This is a genomic window from Alteromonas sp. AWM4_230 (genome assembly GCF_056158305.1).
Map to the genome: position 1 here is coordinate 14,735 of NZ_JBSWTB010000001.1, position 19,826 is coordinate 34,560.

The 19,826-nt window shown below is 43.6% G+C and carries 15 protein-coding genes; 8 read left to right on the forward strand and 7 right to left on the reverse strand.

Going from position 1 to position 19,826, the window contains the following annotated elements; all coding sequences use genetic code 11:
• Positions 1 to 321 precede the first annotated feature (321 nt).
• The 3 genes from ACXACS_RS00070 (at position 322) to ACXACS_RS00080 (ending at position 2,722) form a co-directional block, all read left to right on the forward strand.
• Positions 322 to 1,326 (forward strand): LacI family DNA-binding transcriptional regulator, encoded by a 1,005-nt coding sequence (locus ACXACS_RS00070; protein WP_474802612.1) that lies wholly within the window; start codon positions 322 to 324, stop codon positions 1,324 to 1,326.
• A gap of 55 nt (positions 1,327 to 1,381) precedes the next feature.
• Positions 1,382 to 2,335, forward strand: a complete 954-nt coding sequence (locus tag ACXACS_RS00075) for a sugar phosphate isomerase/epimerase family protein (protein ID WP_474802615.1) — start codon at positions 1,382 to 1,384, stop codon at positions 2,333 to 2,335.
• A gap of 63 nt (positions 2,336 to 2,398) precedes the next feature.
• On the forward strand, positions 2,399 to 2,722 hold the full coding sequence (locus ACXACS_RS00080; protein WP_474802618.1) for a DUF3392 family protein: 324 nt from the start codon (positions 2,399 to 2,401) through the stop codon (positions 2,720 to 2,722).
• Positions 2,723 to 2,749: 27 nt separating this feature from the next.
• Here ACXACS_RS00080 and ACXACS_RS00085 read toward each other — a convergent pair whose 3' ends face one another.
• A complete protein-coding gene (locus ACXACS_RS00085; RefSeq protein ID WP_474802621.1) occupies positions 2,750 to 6,592 on the reverse strand; it encodes a hybrid sensor histidine kinase/response regulator transcription factor in 3,843 nt (1,280 codons plus the stop codon).
• Between the two features lie 74 nt (positions 6,593 to 6,666).
• On the opposite strand from ACXACS_RS00085, the gene ACXACS_RS00090 reads away from it, so the two are divergent.
• Entirely contained in the window at positions 6,667 to 6,822 is a 156-nt protein-coding gene (locus ACXACS_RS00090; RefSeq protein WP_474802624.1) for a hypothetical protein, read from the forward strand.
• A 3-nt stretch (positions 6,823 to 6,825) separates the two neighbouring features.
• On the opposite strand, the gene ACXACS_RS00095 is transcribed toward ACXACS_RS00090, so the two are convergent.
• Positions 6,826 to 7,344, reverse strand: a complete 519-nt coding sequence (locus ACXACS_RS00095) for an HAD family hydrolase (protein ID WP_474802626.1) — start codon at positions 7,342 to 7,344, stop codon at positions 6,826 to 6,828.
• 278 nt (positions 7,345 to 7,622) lie between these two features.
• Here ACXACS_RS00095 and ACXACS_RS00100 point away from each other — a divergent pair, with 278 nt between their 5' ends.
• Both ACXACS_RS00100 and ACXACS_RS00105 read left to right on the forward strand, forming a co-directional pair.
• The gene (locus ACXACS_RS00100; RefSeq protein ID WP_474802628.1) at positions 7,623 to 8,516 is read left to right on the forward strand and encodes a DMT family transporter; all 894 of its coding nucleotides are present in this window, start codon (positions 7,623 to 7,625) and stop codon (positions 8,514 to 8,516) included.
• Positions 8,517 to 8,665: 149 nt separating this feature from the next.
• Positions 8,666 to 10,465, forward strand: coding sequence for a GGDEF domain-containing protein (locus ACXACS_RS00105; RefSeq protein WP_474802630.1), 1,800 nt, complete (start codon positions 8,666 to 8,668; stop codon positions 10,463 to 10,465).
• 79 nt (positions 10,466 to 10,544) lie between these two features.
• On the opposite strand, the gene ACXACS_RS00110 is transcribed toward ACXACS_RS00105, so the two are convergent.
• The 3 genes from ACXACS_RS00110 to ACXACS_RS00120 form a co-directional block, all read right to left on the reverse strand.
• Positions 10,545 to 12,068 (reverse strand): trehalase family glycosidase, encoded by a 1,524-nt coding sequence (locus tag ACXACS_RS00110; RefSeq protein ID WP_474802632.1) that lies wholly within the window; start codon positions 12,066 to 12,068, stop codon positions 10,545 to 10,547.
• A gap of 2 nt (positions 12,069 to 12,070) precedes the next feature.
• Entirely contained in the window at positions 12,071 to 13,309 is a 1,239-nt protein-coding gene (locus ACXACS_RS00115) for an MFS transporter (RefSeq protein WP_474802634.1), read from the reverse strand.
• Between the two features lie 167 nt (positions 13,310 to 13,476).
• The gene (locus ACXACS_RS00120; RefSeq protein ID WP_474802636.1) at positions 13,477 to 14,511 is read right to left on the reverse strand and encodes a LacI family DNA-binding transcriptional regulator; all 1,035 of its coding nucleotides are present in this window, start codon (positions 14,509 to 14,511) and stop codon (positions 13,477 to 13,479) included.
• A 304-nt stretch (positions 14,512 to 14,815) separates the two neighbouring features.
• Here ACXACS_RS00120 and ACXACS_RS00125 point away from each other — a divergent pair, with 304 nt between their 5' ends.
• On the forward strand, positions 14,816 to 17,074 hold the full coding sequence (locus ACXACS_RS00125) for a TonB-dependent receptor (RefSeq protein ID WP_474802638.1): 2,259 nt from the start codon (positions 14,816 to 14,818) through the stop codon (positions 17,072 to 17,074).
• 268 nt (positions 17,075 to 17,342) lie between these two features.
• Positions 17,343 to 18,014, forward strand: a complete 672-nt coding sequence (locus tag ACXACS_RS00130) for a haloacid dehalogenase type II (protein WP_474802640.1) — start codon at positions 17,343 to 17,345, stop codon at positions 18,012 to 18,014.
• Positions 18,015 to 18,085: 71 nt separating this feature from the next.
• On the opposite strand, the gene ACXACS_RS00135 is transcribed toward ACXACS_RS00130, so the two are convergent.
• Positions 18,086 to 18,346: a hypothetical protein gene (locus ACXACS_RS00135; RefSeq protein WP_474802642.1), complete on the reverse strand. Its 261-nt coding sequence runs from the start codon at positions 18,344 to 18,346 to the stop codon at positions 18,086 to 18,088.
• Positions 18,347 to 18,778: 432 nt separating this feature from the next.
• Positions 18,779 to 19,825 (reverse strand): protein-glutamate methylesterase/protein-glutamine glutaminase, encoded by a 1,047-nt coding sequence (locus tag ACXACS_RS00140; RefSeq protein ID WP_474802644.1) that lies wholly within the window; start codon positions 19,823 to 19,825, stop codon positions 18,779 to 18,781.
• Position 19,826 lies beyond the last annotated feature (1 nt).

The window sequence follows — 19,826 nt, forward strand, 5'->3', positions numbered from 1 at the left end:
AACCCGTTACATTTTAATGGTCAATACAAAAAACAGCATTTTATTAATCTAAAGTTTACATTTGGCAGTGTAATATTGGCTATCAACCCAAATAAGTGGCGATAAAACGGGCTGAATATAGAAGACGGATGAAGTGAAATTTACAATTAATCTACAAATAACCTTTGACGTTCTCATTAAAGTACGTATTCTTAAGTCAAAATGAAAACGGTTACATTCCACCTTTACGGTTAATTTTAATTCGCTACCATCGTATAACGCCTACCGTTAGCTGGTTGGGTTTACAATGCATACATGAACTAACAAATAACAAAAATAGAAATGGCAAATATTAGAGATGTAGCAGATAGTGCCGGCGTTTCGGTTGCTACCGTATCAAGAACACTACAACAACCTGAGCGTGTTTCTCCAAAAACACGCAATAAGGTAATGGCTGCAGTTCAGGCAGTGGGATATAAACCTAACTTAATGGCGGTTAAGTTTCGCTCGGGAAAAACGCACAATTTAGTGGTATTGGTGCCCACGGTAGCAAACGTATTTTTTGCCCGTGTTATTAGCGGCATGCAGGAAGCCGCTGCAGAGCTAGGTTATTCCATTTTGCTTGCCAACACCCTTGGTAACAGTGAAATTGAAGGCCATTACGCCAAAATGGTAAGCACTTCGCAGGCAGACGGGCTTATTCAGTTGCGTGCACACAATCCTTTTGATGCCACTATGGTCAATGACAATGGTCTACTTCCCATGGTCAATGCTTGTGAAGTGATTGACGATGGCCAATATCCTGTTGTGTCGTTAGATAACCGCGCCGCGGCCAAAGCAATGACCGAGCACCTAATTTCGTTAGGGCATTCCCGCATTGCCATGATCAAGGGGCCAAACTCAAGCCCGCTGACCCAAGACCGGTTAGTTGGCTACCAAGACGCACTAACGCAAGCTGGTATTTCCTTTGATGAAAACTTGCTGTTCCCAGGCGACTTTACATTGCAGGCCGGATACAACGCCGGTGAAACTATCGCCCGTTTGAAAGACAGGCCTACCGCTGTTTTTTGTGAAAACGACGAAACAGCTATTGGTGCTATGCAAGCCTTCAAGCAGGCTAATTTGCATGTGCCAAACGATATTTCTGTAGCAGGTTTCGACGACATTGCGTTCTCAGCCTTTGTCGACCCGCCGCTAACGACTATTGCACAACCGGCAGAAGAGTTTGGTAGAACGGCGGTTACGCTTTTAGTGGACCTACTGAACGGCAAAATTCGCAAAGCCCCCAAGGTTATTATGCCGTTTGAACTTATTGTACGTGGGAGCACAGGCAAGGCTTTGAGTTAATTAGTGAGAGTAAAGCGCCAGCACCTATGAACCTAGATATATAAAGGAGCACACAGTGAATTGGAGTAAAGAAACGTTAAGCAAGACAGTGATTTTAGACGCGGCCAGCAACATTGGCTCTGGCGTTTCAAGACGACAGTTCATTAAATACTCGTCTGGTTTATTGGCGGCTATGAGCGCTCCTGCTGTTTTGGCAGATACGAGTTTGGCGAACGGGCATGGTGGTGATAAAGGAGCAATGATGAAGGGCATGCATAACAGCGCGGTTGGCCTGCAGCTTTATACCCTAAGAGATATTATGAAAGTAAGTGTACCGGCTACGCTTAAACTGGTAGCTGACGTAGGCTATACGGAAATGGAGTTTGCAGGCTACTTTGACCATAGTGCAAAAGAAATTAAGCAACTGCTTGATGAAAACGGCCTTACTGCGCCATCGGCTCATATTCAATTAGATGCGTTCGATAATAACCTTTCACAAATTTTAGATGACGCTCACACCGTTGGTCACAAGTACTTGGTAGTTCCTTGGCTTAGCGAAGCTCAGCGCGGTACGGGTATAGCGCCTTACCAAGCCCTTGCAGAAAAGCTAAACACCATTGGTGAAGCCTGTAAGAAAGAAGGCATTACCCTTGCCTACCACAACCACGATTTCGAGTTTGAAGTGCGCGACGGCAAGACACCGTTAGACGTACTAATTAACCAGACCGATCCAGACCTTGTTACCATGGAGCTAGATTTGTACTGGACGGTTAAAGCGGGTAAAAACCCCGTTGATTACTTTAAGCAGTACCCAGGCCGCTTTAAGCTTTGGCATGTAAAAGATTTGGCGGAAGACGGCAGCTTTGCTGATGTAGGCACAGGCACCATTAACTTTAAAGAAATATTCGCACACGGCAAGTTGGCAGGCATTGAACATAAATTTGTAGAGCGCGACCAAACCACCGACCGCATAGCCACTATTGAACAGGGCTTTAAAGCGGTAAGCGCATTAAATAAAGGCGTTAGTTAACGCTTTTGACCGTACCGTGTTTATAATGGGCACATAGCAAAGCATCATAATAGTAGTAATTTTATGAGAGAACTTTTCAGTGCCCTTTCTCGCACATTAAGCCCCTATTACACCGAAATGAGCATTATGCTTATGGCCACAATTTTAGTGGTGTACGGCGACCTGATTAACGGCCATGTAAAACGCATTCTTGCACCTTATCACTTTATTATTCGCGTTAGCATGTTTGTAGTGCTGTGTGCCTTCGGCTATGGCGCACTAACCTTGTACGGCGCACCTTTCTTGAAACACACCCTAGCCTACTTGCCTTGGAAGTACCAAGGAGCAGGCTATGTGGCATCGTTTCTGTTGATTGGCTTTTTGGCGGAAAGGCGTAGGTATGTTTAGCAGCTTTTTTTACTCTGTCTTAAAAAACTAAGCGACAGTTTTACTATATTGCTCTATGTACTTTTTAGGTGGTAGATGCATGACCTTTTTGAAAGAGGTAGAAAAGTAAGCAGCTGTTCCAAAACCCACGTCTAGACATGTATCTAAAATGCTATTTCCTTCTAGCAGCAGTGGAATAGACTTTTCGATTCTAAAGCGCGACAGAAACTCGCTGAAATTGTAGTCGAACAACTCAGACATCCTTCGATTTAAGCTTCTTGGGCTTATCAATAATTGTGAGGCAGCTTGGTCTCTATTGAATGCTTCATCATGATAGTTCTTTTCAAGAACAGCGATGAAGTTTAGATAAAATGCCATATCCTTCTCGTTATCAAATTCTGGAATTATTAAGCACCCGAATTTGAAAACGGGAAGCGTACTTTCATCATCTTCTTTTTCTTTTGCTTCTCTGATCGACAATAAGTGTTCAACACGCAGAATTATTTCTTCATTTGAAGCAGGCTTTGCTAAGAAGTAATCCACTTTTTCTTCTAGCGCTGCTTTCTCCAGTTCAGCTCCTGTTTCAGCAGTGAGCATTAATATCGGAATGTTTGCGTAGCTAGGGTTTTGGCGAATAGCCTTAGTTAAACCAAGGCCATCCATTTCGTGCATCATTTGATCCGTTATTACCAAGTCCACCAAATAATGTTGCATTACATCTAAGGCTTGGACACCATTTCGCGCGACTAGACAACGATATTTGTCTGAGAACAGGTCGAAAAGGTAAGAACGGAATTCTCTGCTGTCATCAACAATTAACAGCGATTTCTTGTTTGTTTTTGCATCCGCTGGCACAAGATCTTCAGCGTGCGAATTCACAAAAGCAATATCATCAACCGGCAATGTTACGGTTACTTTTGTTCCCACACCTTTTTGGCTTTGGAGTGCAATCTCTCCTTGGTTTAACTCTACTAGAGTTTTAACCGTAGCCAATCCCACACCATCTCCATCTAATTTTGTGTTGCCCCTAGCAAACCTTTCAAACACTTTGCTTTGCAAGTTCTCATCTATTCCCTCACCATCATCATTTACAATAATCTTTAGCGCCTTGCTATCCTGTACTGCGCTAACTTTTATCGTGCCAAGTTCAGGTGTAAACTTGATAGCGTTCTGAACAAGATTAGCCAATATTTTTTCTAAGCTCTCACTAATCAGAGACACATCTTTTTTAACCTTTATCCGAACTTCTAAATTTTGTCTTTTTTGTTTAGCTAAAGGCTCAAGAGATAAAACAATAAAACGAATATTTTCAGGTGAATAGGACTTGTAATAATCTTCTGCTTTGAAAGCTGTCGGGACATCCTGACTCATCTGGTTAATTAATTGCTCGACCCTTTTCACATTGTCTTGAATACAGATTAGTTCTTTGCGCGAGCCCTTATCTGCATCAGAAATTTTTTCTAATGAACCATTAATCACTTGAATAGGTGTTCGAAGTTCAGAGGTGATATCGTTTATAAAACGCTCTTTACTGCGCAGCATTTTTTCGAACTTTGAATGCCCGTCAGTAATTTCATAGCGAGTAAGATGTGCGTATAGATTGGTGGTTTTGAATTTTTCATAAAGCTTACTTGCAATACCCACCTTCCATAAGTAATAAAGCAATATGACGATAGATAGATATAAAATGATGCCCCATTTAGAGGCCCAGAAAGGCGGAGCTATATCAAACTTTATAGTCAACCCATTTGAAGTGTCTCTATTGTGGCTGCTAATTACATAAAGCGTGTGAGTACCAAAGCCCAAGTCACTTAAAGTTAAACTCATTGATGTTTTGTTATGTGAGAACCAAGCATTATCGTCTAACTTGAACTCAATCCCCTCGCTCTTGCTATAAACATCACTATCGACAAAATTAAAGGTGATCTCTTTAAAATCGCTGTCGAAGTTAAAATTGAGATGCTCAGGAAAGTGAAGCTCGTTCTGTCCTTTTTTATCATTCCATTTAATGTGCGTTAGAACAGTAGTTTCTACTTCAGTGGGTAGATTTTTAAGGCTTTGTATTAATTCCTTTTCATCGAGCAAATAACTGTATTTATCCCCTTTCACTAACACTTTTGTGCGCAGTTCCTCAAAACTTCTGTACTCAAAGTCTGTATCAAAAAGACCAAACTGCATGCCAACATTAAAAGCTGACTCACTTGTCCGAGGTTTTATGAAAAGCCCCATATTTGAGGCCACCCATAGATTACCGCTCTCAGTAACCATAGCGCCGCGAATAAACCTTAGTTCACTTAGTCCCTGAATAAATGAAGAGTTGACCAAGCCACTCTTCTTATCGATTTCTTTTAAGCCAGCCCCAGATGTACATAGCAAATAAGCGCTTTCAAACTCAATTAAACACTGAAGTCCAAACCAATTCCCTTCGTCGGAGCTAATTGTCCGCCAGTTAAACTTAGACAACTGAAAATGCACATTATCAAACGCATCAAAAGCAACTAGCTCACCACCACTTAACAAAGAGCTATAAACAATATTACGGGGAGCTTTGATTGTGTCTTTTATGGCTTCATTCACTAAATAGTAGTAGTTGGCGCTAACTCCATCATCGAAGTAAAAATAGAAAGTGTTTTTATCGACTTGAATAAAATGAGTGAAATCACTTCTACACAGTTCCAATGGGTTTACACCTGCTAACCGAGCAAAAATTTCTTCTTTGTGGGATGTACAATGGGTGATTTTATCTTTTACTAACTTTTTCTCAGTTAGCTCCCCACTGCTTTCATTTAAAGTAAATAGACCATTTTCAATTCTGACCAATGTTTCCGTTTCGTCGATAGCAGATTTCTGTATGTTTTCTCTTAAAGCGTTCCCATTGAGCGATACTAGGTTTGTCGACAACTTTGTTTTGGGTAAAGAAATTAAGCCCAATTGAGATGAAGCAATAAGCATTGAATCATAAGGGCCGACCGCTATTTTGGTTATAGAGCGAATTGCCTCAGATGTCAGAACTGGGTTCATAAAGGGAGGCGTTGAAAGCTTCCCATTTTCTAACATTAATAGCCTCCCATCCGAAACCCAAATTTTGTTATCTTCTGTTTTAATTACATCGTTTATATAAGTACCACTAATTCCCTCAGTAGGAATATATCGCTCTTTATTGCCAAATATGTAAAGTCCCTCTGGACCTCCAATGTATAGCTCTTTATCGATCACCTTGATAAATGTCGCACTAGATAGCAACGGTAATTTGTCTCTTAATTTATACTCTTCCACACTACCTGCCGTTTCTGAAATTGAGACGTAACCTTTGTCTGAAGCTATATGCACGTTACTTTTTTCAGAAAAAAGAGAGTAAACACCATTTAACTTTAAAGCTGCCAATTGGGAGCTTAACTCGGTCGAATGGCTTGATTGCCTATTCACTTGTATAACATCGTCGATGACAGAAAAGTAAAAGTTTGTGGAAGTCATTGTCATGGCCCAAACAGAGCGTGACCAATTTCTATCGGCAAATAGCTGCTTAGCTTCCTTGGTTTTTAAATTAATTTCGAAAATACCCACGCCATATTCGACAACCCACAAACTAGCGCCAATCAAGTGGATATCAGAGATGATACCTGTAGCATTACTGGTCGTGTTAAACTTTAAACGCTCGGACTCCTTTCCAATTACTTCGAACACACCATTTTCCGCGGCTACATAAACTACCTTGTTTGATACCTCTATATCGCGGATAACGCCTGAAGGAATCCCGCCGAAGGTAGTCCTCCCCTCTAAATTGACACCTATGGCTTGGCCCGTTTTTGGAAGAAAAATCAAATAGACAAGGAAAATTAGGACATAAGGATGAGTCTTCAGTCGATATCGATGAACTGTCTCAGTAGTCATATCTTACATCCCTGTATAGCGTGTACTTTTTAATTGCTCATAAGAGCAGGAAGATTAAAAAAATAGGAATGGACATGAATATCGAACAAAAAACAAACATGCAAGAGCTGGCTGAGGAAGACTATACTAAAGTATATGCAGGGATTAACGTGCCATTATTGGATGGAGGTTATTATTTTATTTTACCAATAGGGCCGATAAAACCAAAAAAACCAGATGTGGATAGATGACATCTAAACCAATAACCACTTCATCCCAGCATTCTCGGCGGCTTGCTGGTCATAAATAAAGTCGCCTACATACAGGCAGTCTTCAGGTTGAAGCTGCCATGTATTCGCCACCATTAATAAGGCGGTTGGATCGGGTTTGGCTGGGGCATCTTCGCGGGTAAGCACGTAGTCGATAGGTATACTGTTGTTGGCTACTTTAATAGCGGTAGCTTGGCGGCAGTTGCGGGTAACAATTGCCATGGGAAGTTTGTGTTCCTGTACCTTTTCTACCATGGCTTTGCCTATGGCTAGCCATTTTGCATTCTGCGCATCCTCTAGTTCGTGCTGCAAAATAGTGCGGTGTGCATTGGCTTTGGTTTCCGCGCAGCTAAGGGCATCGACAAAGGTAAGAATATCCTCGTCTTGTGGGCAGCCTATGTCGGCGCGCATTCGCGTAAAGTTAAGGCTAGACTCTACCAAGGTGCCGTCTAAATCGAATATTACACCTTTAATGCCGGTTAAGTTCATCTGCTCTACACTCACGCTTTTCTCGTCCTTTTACTTCATTAATACTCTAGAGACACGATTAAGACACACTTAAAACAGTTCAGCGCGTTTTTGCTCATATTTTCTGATACCAATATAATGCCACAAAAGCCTTTCACCTTCTGTTACGTTTACTTAAGGCTATGATGTTTTAACTAAAAACCAACTGGATGATTTAAGTTTACGCCAACTACACCATGCATTAGCATAGCCGCTCTTTTTGGCAGACTAAACGTTGCCCTTTCTCATTTATTCATATTGTTAACAGGTAGTTTATGGGTGTTTTTGCTGCGCTAGGTACAGCGCTTTGTTGGGCTATTGCTGCGCGCTTATTCCGTGGTACGGGCAACGCATTTTCGCCGCTAACTATGAACTTTTGGAAAGGCTTAATTTCAATTACCATATTGGCCGTTGTGCTACTTTTCGTTCAGCCAACCGGGCTTACCACTGGCGCAGTGTTGTGGCTATTGCTTAGCGGCCTTATTGGCATAGGCATTGGCGACACCTGTTTCTTTAAAGCCCTACAGAGCATTGGCGATAGCCAAGCGGTACTGGTAGCCGAAACCCTTGCGCCTTTATTTACCGCGCTTTTCGCTATGGCCTTTATTGGCGAGTGGATTACCTGGCAGCAGTGGGTTGGCGTTGCTGTAGTGCTATTCTCGGTGGATATGGTGATAAAGGCACGTAAACGCAGTTCTACTCATGTATTTGCTACCAGCGGTTATTTATATGGCGTAGGCGCCGCACTATGCCAGGCCATTGGCGCGGTAGTAAGCCGCGACATTTTAAGCGCTGGAGAAGTTGACGCGGCAAGCGCGGCATTTTTGCGATTAGTAGGCGGCATGGCCTTTGTGATACCGCTTATAGCCTTAACCAAAACCCGCTATATGCCTGTTATCGACTATCAAAGTAGCCACGGCAAGCGCATATGGCCGGCTTTTGTAGTAGCAACATTGCTTGGTACTACTGCCGCTATCTACTTACAAATGTTTGCGTTCGCCTATGCCAAAGCCGCCGTTGTTCAAACGTTAATTGCCACCAGTGCGTTAATGTCGTTAGGGGTAGCCTGGGTGCTTGGTGAAAAAGCGACAAAAGCCACCATTGCATGGTCTGCCGTTGCCTTAGTTGGCGTGGCAATTTTGGTAAGTTTTGGGTCGCCTGTGCATTAGGGGTGATGTGCTTACCACTTACAATAGCTGCTAAATTCAGACACAAAATACGCATAAGAACATAAAAAAGCAGTAAGATTTACGGGCTTTATATAGTAGTTATTGGCTCAAATCGATATTATAAAGAAAAAACGTAAACGCTATCTCTTATGGCTCGAAGGTTATATTTAACAGTCTTATCTTTTTTCAGCGTGTTGTTCGCTTCTTCTGCGACTCTGGCAAATACTGATGTCGATGCCGTTATCGAAAAAGTTCGCTCGCCCTCGTACGATTGCCCAAGTCAATCGTTACTGCCAGAGTTAGAACAAACGCTCACTTTAGAAAGCCTCACACCCCAACAACGTTTTGCTTTGACCGTAGCCAAAGGGCAGTTTTTAATTTGTCGCGGCAAGTATGAAGAAGCAGAAAAAATGCTGCTTAAAGCCATAATGCAGGGCAATATAGATGAAAGCTCGTACGCATTTGCATCGGCTATTTATCAAATTGGCTTTTCTTATGATGCCAGAGAAAACCCGGCGCGCTGTAAATATTACCAACAGGCCCAAGATTTATCTTCACCAAAACGTCATAGCGATATTTTCACCAGCTCTTCGCTAGGGCTGATTAGCTATTGTTCAGAGTCTACGTCGCCCGAAGTCAGACTAGGTAAAATGTTCGGCGTGCTTAAACGCTATTCCGATAACGGTAGCCCAGGCGAACTCGCGCATATCCACAACGCTATCGGTCTTCTCTATGGTAGCCTAGAGCAGCACGCGCTGGCCGCCGAGCAATATTTGAAAGCACATAAAATGGGCCTACTTGTTTACAAAGGCAGCAATAAGGTAAGTATTATTATTAGTGCCATTGTATCACTGCTAAGTAGCGGTCAGACTGATAAAGCCTATCAAAGTATTTTGGAGCTAGGTGCACTGAATAGCGAAATCAACACGCCACTCAGTAATTTTTTGTATCAATATGCACTGTCTATCTACCATAGAAAAACGCGTGATTATAGTAATCTAGCCTACACCCTTCCGGCCCTCGAAGAGGCAACTGCAAATATCTCTAGCTCCCTCGGTCATAAACTGGTTGCTTGGCACAAAGCCGAATTATGTTTACATAACAACGATCTCACCTGTGTAGAGCAATATTTAGCTGGCATTGGCGCATTAGACAAAATCGTTATTCCAAAAGTCTTCAATACAAACCTGGATTACTTAAGTTTTAACGTTTCCATGTACCTAGCGTTAAAAGATATTGCTCTAACCAAGGAAGCGCACAACATCTACTCAAAAGAGGTCACGAAGCGACGTGAAGTGGCACAAGATACCGCTTTAATTGTTGGCGCCGCCAATCTGTATACACGTATTTATGATCTTGAATCAGCCATTGAAAAAGCCGAAGAACAAAGAAGGAATACTTTGTATACCGCTATCGTTGTGTTCTTAGCGCTCGTTCTTATTGCCGGGTACGTTTTACGTAAAAAGCATCTTGCACGCAAAGCCATCGACCCAGTAACACTTCTACTTAATGCCGATTCAGCCATCGCACGCATTAATAAACTGGATGCCCCTAAAAAGGGTCGAGCTATTGCTATTGCAATATTCGACATCAGTAACCTACGTGAAATAACGCGTAAAATGGGCTCTACGAAAGGCGATTTTGTGTTGCGGCAAATTGCACAAACTTTTCAGACCGTTATTCGAGGCAACGATATTCTCGGCCGCTTTGGAACCGACCAATTCATTTTATGCCTTCACAATATTGAAGAACGAAGCGCGCGCCAGTTCTTTGACCGAGTGCAAAGCGCGCTAGAAAGCACCTTTGAGAGCGACACCACAGATGACTATATTACGGTAGAGTCTCAAATGAGCGTATTTATTGCTACCGAAAAAATTACTGGGCTTAACGATATACTCGATGACATCGCCATGTCGATTGATATGGAAAGTCGAACCGATACCAATTAAAATTTTCATAAGCAAAGAACGCGCGGCCCGTTATTACGTTATTATATTACCGCGCGTTTTTGTTGTAACGGAAGCTTGTTTACTGGTTCAGGTACGTCTGAAAACGGGTATACACGCCATTGGTCCAACCGAAACCTAGCTGAACGTCGTATTCACCGCCGCCTGCTTTTATTTCCGGTTCACACACATTGTACTTTTCAAGTAGCACACCGTTTGATGCAAAGTGGCCTTCAATGGTTTTACAAAAGCGCAGCATGATGGTTTGAGCCTGCATTTCAAACCCATAGTTGCGCAGCCCTTCAACGGCGAACAGTTGAAGCGGCGCCCAGCCATTTGGCGCATCCCATTGTTGCGACGTAGCGTTTGAAGTCGTTACCACGCCACCTTCTTTTAGCAAGGTGTCCATTACCGCTGCACACACTCCTTCTGCCTGTTGATCATTTGCGATACCAACGAACAACGGCACACACATAGCCGCTGACACTACATCGGTTTGAGTTTGTGTGGGGAAGTGGTAGTCAAAATAGCCCGCTTTTTCAGCATTAAATAAATAGGTGTTTATTGCGTTGATTCGTGCTGTAGATGCCGCACTGTAGCGCGCTTGCTCGGCACCTTCAGTCACGCTTGCCAGGGTTTGCTCAAGCGTTACCAAAAGCGCATTTAAATCTACGGGAATTATTTCAGTAGTACGAATACTTGCCAATGAATTGGGATTAGCTAGCCAGCGCGAACTAAAGTCCCAACCCGATTCGCAAGCCGCGCGAACATGCTGGTAAAACTGACTTTTATCAGCGCCTATGAGCTCTGCAGTTTCAATGTCTTCTCGATAAGACTCAGGGCGAGGCGTAGGCTCGGTGTCGAAGTAACGATTGAGTATAGCGCCACACGGCATGGTGACGGTACGTAGTTGTGCTGTGGCCTTCTGTGACGCGTTCTCGCCCGCTTCATTCATCCAAAACTGGTATTCTTTCTTTAAGCCGCAGATAACGTATTCTTTTTGCTGGTCGCATAGAGCGTCTTTTAGCAAGTTATAAAACAACGCCAAAATAGGAGGCTGACTGCGAGAGTAATAATAGGCGCGGTTGCCATTAGGAATGCAGCCCACTTCATTTAAAATATCTACAAAATTAACCAACATGTTGATTGCCATGTCGGTGCGCCCCGCGTCAATTAAACCTAGCGCAGTGAAATATGTATCCCAATAATAGATTTCGCGAAAGCGTCCACCCGGCACTATGTATGGGCGGGTTAGCGCTATTAAGCTGTCTTTCTGTTCAGTGTCGGGGGTACGCGTTAGCACCTGCCACATATGCTCAATATAATCGGCTACATTTTCAAACTTGGTTTGCGATGTTGCGCTAATCATTTCTGGCATATCGAAATGGGTATTAACAAACGTAGCTAAGTCTACTGCTTCACCGCTTTTCTCAGCATCTAAACACGCTTGTTCATAGGCCGCTAAAACGGTATTGAGATCGGTTTTAACAATAGCGTCAGCAAAGGTTTTGCTGTCTGGGAATAACTGTGCCATTTGCACATGTTTAAACAAGTCGCTGGCAAAAAACGACAAGCTGTCGCGCCAGTTGTGTGAAGAAGAACTCATAGTTACTGCGCACCTTTAGGCGATAGAGAAGAAGACGCTCGTTTAAAGAAGAATAGGGTTACCACTAATGCACCTATTGGAATAAGCGATAGATAAAATGCTTGTTGGCCCCCTACTTCGTCGAAAATAAATCCAGTCACGATAGAACCTGTGGTTCCCCCAAGAGCCGAAAATACAACAATTAGCCCTGTCATAGGTGCATGTTGATGTTGAGGTAGCGCGCTTAGCATTACCGAGTTTAATACGGGGTAAATAGGCGCCATCATCAATCCAATTAATGGAATAAGGAACGCAGCTATTGGTGCGTCAGCCCAGCTAGCTATTGTGCTGTCAGCCACGTTTTCGGCAAGCGGTAAGCTTAGTAGCATTACCGCAGCCATACCCGCCAAACAGATATTTAAGAAGGGATACCAATTCATTCGCGTAAGTACTGCGCCCGCAGTTAAGCGTCCAACGGCCAGCGCTATCGCAAAGATACTGGTTATTTGAATGCTGACTTGAGTAGGTAAGCCCAGCACCTCTTTGTTAAAAGTTGGCAGCCACGAACCTATGCCCTGCTCAATTAACACGTATAAGAAAATAGAAAAGATAAACACCAGCACTAAAGGCTTATACGCCAATTTCAGCATGCTGAAGAACTCGCTTGCAAGGCCTTCTGATTGCGCTTTTTCCACAGGCTTTATAGGCGCCAATGCCACAACAATTAACGTAAAACCAACCAGCGCAGCTAGTAAGTAGTAAACGTTCAGCCAAGATAAAGAAGCGTCGTTATTGGGGTCGATAAAACCAGCGAACACCCAGTAGCCAGACAATACGCCCAACATAAAAATACCTTCAATGGTGTTCATTAATGATGAGTGCGCTTTAGTGGTAGACGACAGCTGCCCAATTATGGCGTACACCGACACTTTCACTAGCGCAAATGCAGTACCTATGCAGGCAAACAACACTTTAATGAACCAGAAACTTGCGATAGAAGGCGTCAGCGCACAGGCAACGGCCACTAATGCTAACCCAAGTAACATTGAAAGCTTGTAGCCAACTCTTGGAATGAAGCTGGCGACTAGGAATGAGACAACAGCAATAGAAAGATCTTTAAAGCCTTCTAGTGTGCTTGCTTCTGGCTTACTAATGTCGAAGCTATTGATCGATTGCAGAATAACGGTACCCACACTGTTAAGTAGTATGGCAAATACATAGTAGCTAATGGCAATGGCTGCAATGACCAAGAATCGGGACATGTGTAAACACTCTGTTAACTGAATTATGCAGGAGTGTAGTCGTAAGAAAATAAAAATGCAAACGTTTGCAAAGCGCTATTATTTTTTCGTTAGTGCTAAATATTGACACTTTGCTATCGTCAAATAATCGCGCTTATGCGTTAAAAGGCTGATTAAAAGATGAAATATTAGTCGCTGTGCTGTGTAGAGCGACGAGCAATTAAAGTTGTTTCCACTACCTGGCTTTTTGTCGGTTTGTTTTCAAACTGGTTTAATAGCTGCGTAACCATCTCTATTGCGGCTTGCTGAGTATTCTGACGCACTGTTGTTAGCGACGGGTGCATAAGTTCGGCTAAAGAAATATCGTCGTAACCCACAATGCCTACATCGCTTGGAATACCTACATAGCGCTCTTTTAATGCTTTTAACGCGCCTAATGCCACCATATCACTTACACAAACGATCCCATCGAAATCTAATCCGTTCGCCTTTATGCGCTCGTTAATGTATTGGTATGCTGCTTTCGACGTAATATCGATGGCGCAGGTGCACTGCGTGTCTATTGGCACATTCGCATCGCGGTGGGCTTGCGAATATCCCTTGTGACGTTCCTGCATTTCCGCGTGTTCAGAGTCTCCAAGAAACAAGATGCGTTTGGCGCCGTGGCTCAGCAAATGCTGGGTTGCTGTATAGCCACCCAGATAGTTGTCGCCGCCGATAATGGGATATGGCGCGTCTGTTTTTGCATCGCCCCATACTACAATGGGAATGCCCGACTGTGCTGCTCGGTCGATTTTTGCCGTAGATTTGCCTTGTCCAATGACAATAATGCCGTCGGCACGCTGGCTGCGAATAAAGTAGTTCGCCCAATCGTCAGATGCCATAAATGAGTTAGACAGCAGTAGCTCGTAGCCTTTGGCATTTAGCGCCTGATTTAGCTCTCCCACCAGCTTAAGCAGGAATGGGTCTGTGGTGCTTTGTTCGGTGTTGTCGATTAGATTTAAAATCACCGCTATGACGTGAGTTTTCTGCGTTCTTAAGCGGCTAGCGGCGGCGTTAATACTAAAATTGTGCTCTTTAGCTAGTGCCTGAATTCTGCTTCGGGTTTCCTGTTTAATAAGTGGGTTGTCTTTCAATGCCCGTGATGCTGTCGATGTTGATACACCAGCAATATCAGCCAGCTTCGCTAAGGTGAGTTTTGTTTCAGAAACCAATGTGACCATTCTCTAAAAATTAGGTATACCGGGTTACCCGTAATAACACTACAAAATAAAAGCATAAAACCGCTATTTAGACCGGATAATTCGTCGACTCAACAGCCGAATTCACAATATAGCGCGAATTGTCTTGGCGTAAAACCATGTTAACAACAATAAACAAAAAATTTGCAAACGATTGCATTTTATCCTTGCAATCGTTTGCAAACAGATCTATTTTGTTTCGCAATCGTGATGCGTATAACAAATTTTAAACCTGTTTAACGCATTCAGTTAACAACGCAATAGAACATTTTCGGGAGCACACACCATGAAAACGTTGTTTACAAAAGGAATGCTGGCGAGTGCAGTAGCGGTAGCACTAACGCAGCCTGCCATGGCACAAGAAGACGTAAAACAACAAGCGAAAGACAACGCAGAGATCATTGTTGTCAGCGGTACGCCAGGCGGCGCAGGAATTAGAAAGATTGACGCAAGCTTCGCGGTAACCAACATCGACGCTAGCGACATTGAAAAATTGGCACCTAAGTCTACAGCCGATTTGTTTAAGGCCATTCCAGGTGTTTGGGTTGAAAGCTCAGGCGGTGAGTCTGGCGCGAACGTATTTGTGCGTGGTTTTCCAGGTGGTGGCGATGCGCCGTTCTTAACGATTGCGCTTGAGAACTCTCCTATCTACCCTGCACCTACGCTATCTTTCCTTGAGAACTCTCAGCTGTTTCGCATCGACGATACAATTGAAATGGTTGAAGGTTTACGCGGTGGTCCAAACCCAGTCGTAAGCAACGGTCAACCAGGCCTTACAACTAACTTCCGTCTTAAGCGCGGTGGTGAGTCAACAGAAGCATCAGCCAAGTACACTATTTCTGATTACGGCCTAAACCGAGTAGATGTTGTTGCGAGCGGCGCACTAGATGACGACCTGTATTACATGGTAGGTGGTTACATCAAAAGTTCAGAAGGCATTCGTGATGCCGGCTTTAACTCTGAACAAGGTAACCAGTTTACCGTTAACATCACTAAAGTATTCGACAAAGGCGAGCTTAATCTTTACACCCGCCAGACAGATGACCGCGGTACGTGGTACTTACCTACACCTTTGAATATTGAAGGCGTTGATGCGAACTATACGCAGATAGGACCGTTGAACCGTCAGGGTACTATTACCTATGGTCCTAACGATACTACCGAGTCATTCGACTTCGGTGAAGGTCGTGGATGGGACGGTCACGTAAGTGGCGGTAGTATTAAGCTAGATTTGGGTAACGATTGGCAGCTAGTTGACCGCTTTAACCTTACAAAAGGTGAAGCCAATACGTTTGGTCTTGTGCCCAGTGGCTCTGCGACGACTGTTGCAAACGTTGCAGATAACGGCGAGTCTGCCACCGGCGCTGTAACTGGAACCGTATATGACGGCGACACTCCAATTCAACAAATTGGCCGCTGGGTTGTACTAAAAGACATTGAAGCCTTCACTAACGACCTTGCTGTGTCAAAAAGCTGGGAAGATTTCGACACGTCATTTGGTATTTACAGTGCATCTACAAAAGCTAAAGACTGGTGGAGCATAGGTAATACGGCTTATCACGTGTTGCAGTCGGGGGGGGAATTGCTTGAAGGTATCGAATGTAATACAGATGCTCAGGGTTGTGATTTTAACTACGATATTAACTCTGTTGGCGACGCAAGTACCTTTGCTCTATATGCCACAGGTACATGGTATGCCAGTTCAGACTTGAGCATTGATCTAGGATTACGTCGTGAAAACCACGAAGTTAGTTACTCAGTTGACGAAGACCTTGATGGTGAAATTACCAAAGCGCTTGAATACGATGAGAGTAAAACATCGTGGACACTTGGTGCTAATTACGCGCTCGACGATACCAGTGGTGTATTTGTTCGCATGAACCGCGGTTATAAAATGCCTTACTTCGACGATTTCAGAGACAACTGGGGCGCATATACTGGCGGTAATGATCTTATTAAACAAGTTACGCAGGGCGAGCTTGGCTATAAGTACATGAATGACAGTATTCAGTTTTTCGCTACAGCTTTTGCCAATGAAGTCGAAGGTGACACGTTTGTCCGCCGTCCTGGCGCGCCAGCAGAGATCTTGACCAACGAAGCCTACGGTCTAGAACTTGATGGTCGTTATAATCACGATTCTGGTTTCTCATTAAGCGTTAATGCGACTATCCAAGAAACTGAGATTACAGAAAGCGCAGAAAACGAAGGTAATGAAGCGCAGCGTCAGCCAGGGTGGCAGGTTCGTGTTACCCCTAGCTATGCGTTCGATATTGGTGATATGTATGCCACCGTATACGGCACATTATCAGCCGTTGATGACCGCTTCGGCAACAATGAAAACACCGTTGTACTTGAGGGATATGAGAAAGTTGATGTAGGTCTAACATTAGAGCCGACGGATTCACTTCGTCTACAATTTTCCGTTGATAACCTTACTGATGAGCAAGGTATTACCGAGGGCGATCCACGTAATCCCGAGTCACCTAACGGTCGCTACATTATGCCTCGGAGCATGAAGCTAAGCGTTTCCTACTTGTTCTTCTAAGAACATAGTATTAAATCTACAAGATTAAGCCGGCCTCTGTGTCGGCTTTTTGTTATCATCGCTTCCCCATAGGTTCACCTCTATTCAGTGTCTTCTCAGTTCGATCTATTCTTTTACTTACCTCCCCTCGCTCTCCTTCAACGTTAATCCATCGACATTGGTCGTATAGCGCTTTAGCAAAACCAATTCTGTCTTACAGTGGTATAAGCATCAAGCGAGTTGGGATAACACGCAACGTTTAATGTCATTATTAATAGGAAGGTGAAGTGTGACAACAAGAGTTATTTTCTTCGATATCAATGAAACACTCTTAGACATGCAGGCTATTAAAACGGGATTAGCATCTGTATTAAACGGCGATGAAACACTGGTCGACTTATGGTTTGCTAACTTGCTTCACCATAGTTTGGTGGATGTAACGTCGGGGCAGTTTCATGACTTTATTGATATCGGCGCGGCAGTGCTTACCATGGTAGCCCACAGTAAAGGGATAGCCCTTGATGAAACTACCGCGAAAGACACCATTAAACAGCATATAACCAAGCTACCCGCTCATAGTGACGTTATCCCGACGTTGAAGGCACTTCAAAGTGCGGGGTTCTCCTTAGTAGCACTTTCAAATTCATCAAAAGCAGGGCTGGATGCGCAGCTGGAATATGCCAATATTAAGCCGTATTTTTCTCATGTATTGAGTGTGGAAAGCGTACGAACTTACAAGCCTCATGCAGCGGTTTATCACTGGGCCTGCCAACAGGCTAATGTGACGAACGAAGACGCCATGATGGTAGCGGCCCATGGCTGGGATGTAAGCGGCGCTAAGGCGACAGGTATGCAAACTACATTTGTAGAGCGCCCGGGCAAAATGATGTACCCGTTAGGGCTTGCACCTGATCACAGTATTAGTTCGCTGAATGATTTAATACGTATAGTGACTGACTAACTTTATTTACTGTACAAACAAAAAAAGTCTTACCAAGGTAAGACTTTTTTGTTTCTAAACACGCTTCGCGATTAAAGCTTTGCTAACTCTGGACGGTTAGCTTTAAAGCCTTTTGTGCTACATGAGTTGCGTTTAGTTTCTAATGCACTCAATTGGCGCTTAAGCCATGATTTTTGAATACCAGACTTTGCTACGTCCATTTCAGTGCTTACGCGAGTGATTTCTTTTCCGACGTTTACACATGCTTTCTTATTCGGCTCAAAGCCGCCGTTAGCTAAAACTGAAGAAGAAAACATTAAGGCTGATAGCGCAATTAGCGTTTGCTGTTTCATAAGAGTCCCCAACTACTCGTTATAATCCCGGGTTAGTGTTTTACCGTAAGAATGAGCATATACTTGCTCTCAAATCTGTAAGGAATATAGCAGGCCTTTTTTTGTTATTAGGTACAGCAAAATATACGTAGTAATAAAACTTTGCCTACTTTGCCGCCGCTATCACACATAAACCGTTGTCTTTTATATTATTATGACAACAACGCTTTACCTTACCATTCCACTTACGTAGCGATTTTTATATTTTTACGCACTTCCAAGTAAGCCTATCCATAGTATCGGCTTCAGTAACAGCATTCTGAAGCAGCATTACCTACTCATTAAGCTATGCTATTAAAACACCTAAACTTTTCTGTAACAAGAAAAGTTATAACAATCGCTTTACAGTTTTTAGGACAAAATTTGCATTCTGTAAGTATTTACTCACTATTCTTATAAGCGACTACCTGCCGAAAGCTTTTCTACAGTTTGCATTACCGCTTTGCCCATATCATCTAAGCTTAATACTTGCTTAGCAGCCCCCTTTTCAATAGCGACCTTAGGCATGCCAAATACAATGCAGCTTGCCTCATCCTGACAGAATGTCTCGCAACCGGCGTTAAATAATTCTTTAAGACCGATAGCACCATCACTACCCATTCCCGTAAGCAATACGCCTATCGTGTTATTACCCGCACTTTTACACAGCGAATTAAACAACACATCAACAGAGGGTTTGTGACCCGATACTCTCGGCCCGTCGGTAAGCCTTATGCGGTAATCTGCTCCGCTTCTTTCAATTTCCATGTGCTTATCGCCCGGCGCTAAATACGCTTGCCCAGGGAGTAGGCGCTCCCCGCCTTTAGCCTCTTTGACCTGCATTTGACACACAGAGTCTAACCGCCTTGCATAGGTAGAAGTAAATCCAGCCGGCATGTGCTGGGTTATCACCGTTGCAGGAGCGTTTGCAGGGAAGGTTCGCAGCACTTCTTTTATAGCTTCGGTACCGCCTGTCGAGGCGCCTATGGCAATAAGCTTTTCTGTACCGGAGTAACTGACTTTGTTTACAGAGGCCGTCTTAGTAGGCGAGGATTTCTTTACTTTTGAACGTGCGGCAGTTCGAATTTTATCGACAATTAACTCGTGATATTCTGCCATACCTTGTGCCACGCCAATTTTTGGTTTAGCAACAAAATCAATCGCACCTAATTCCAGCGACCGTAATGTGGCGTCAGCCCCTTTCTCTGTTAGCGTTGATATCATAACCACAGGGGTTGGTCTGGCATTCATAAGCACTTCAAGAAAGCGCAAACCATCTACTTTTGGCATTTCGATATCCAATGTTATGACATCGGGAGACTTTTCTAGCACCAGCTTTTTCGCCACAAACGCATCTGGCGCTGCGCCTACCAGCGTCATGTCGGGTTCACTTTTAATTATTTCGCTGAGTATTTGGCGGATAAGCGCTGAATCATCTACCACTAACACTTTTATTGTCATG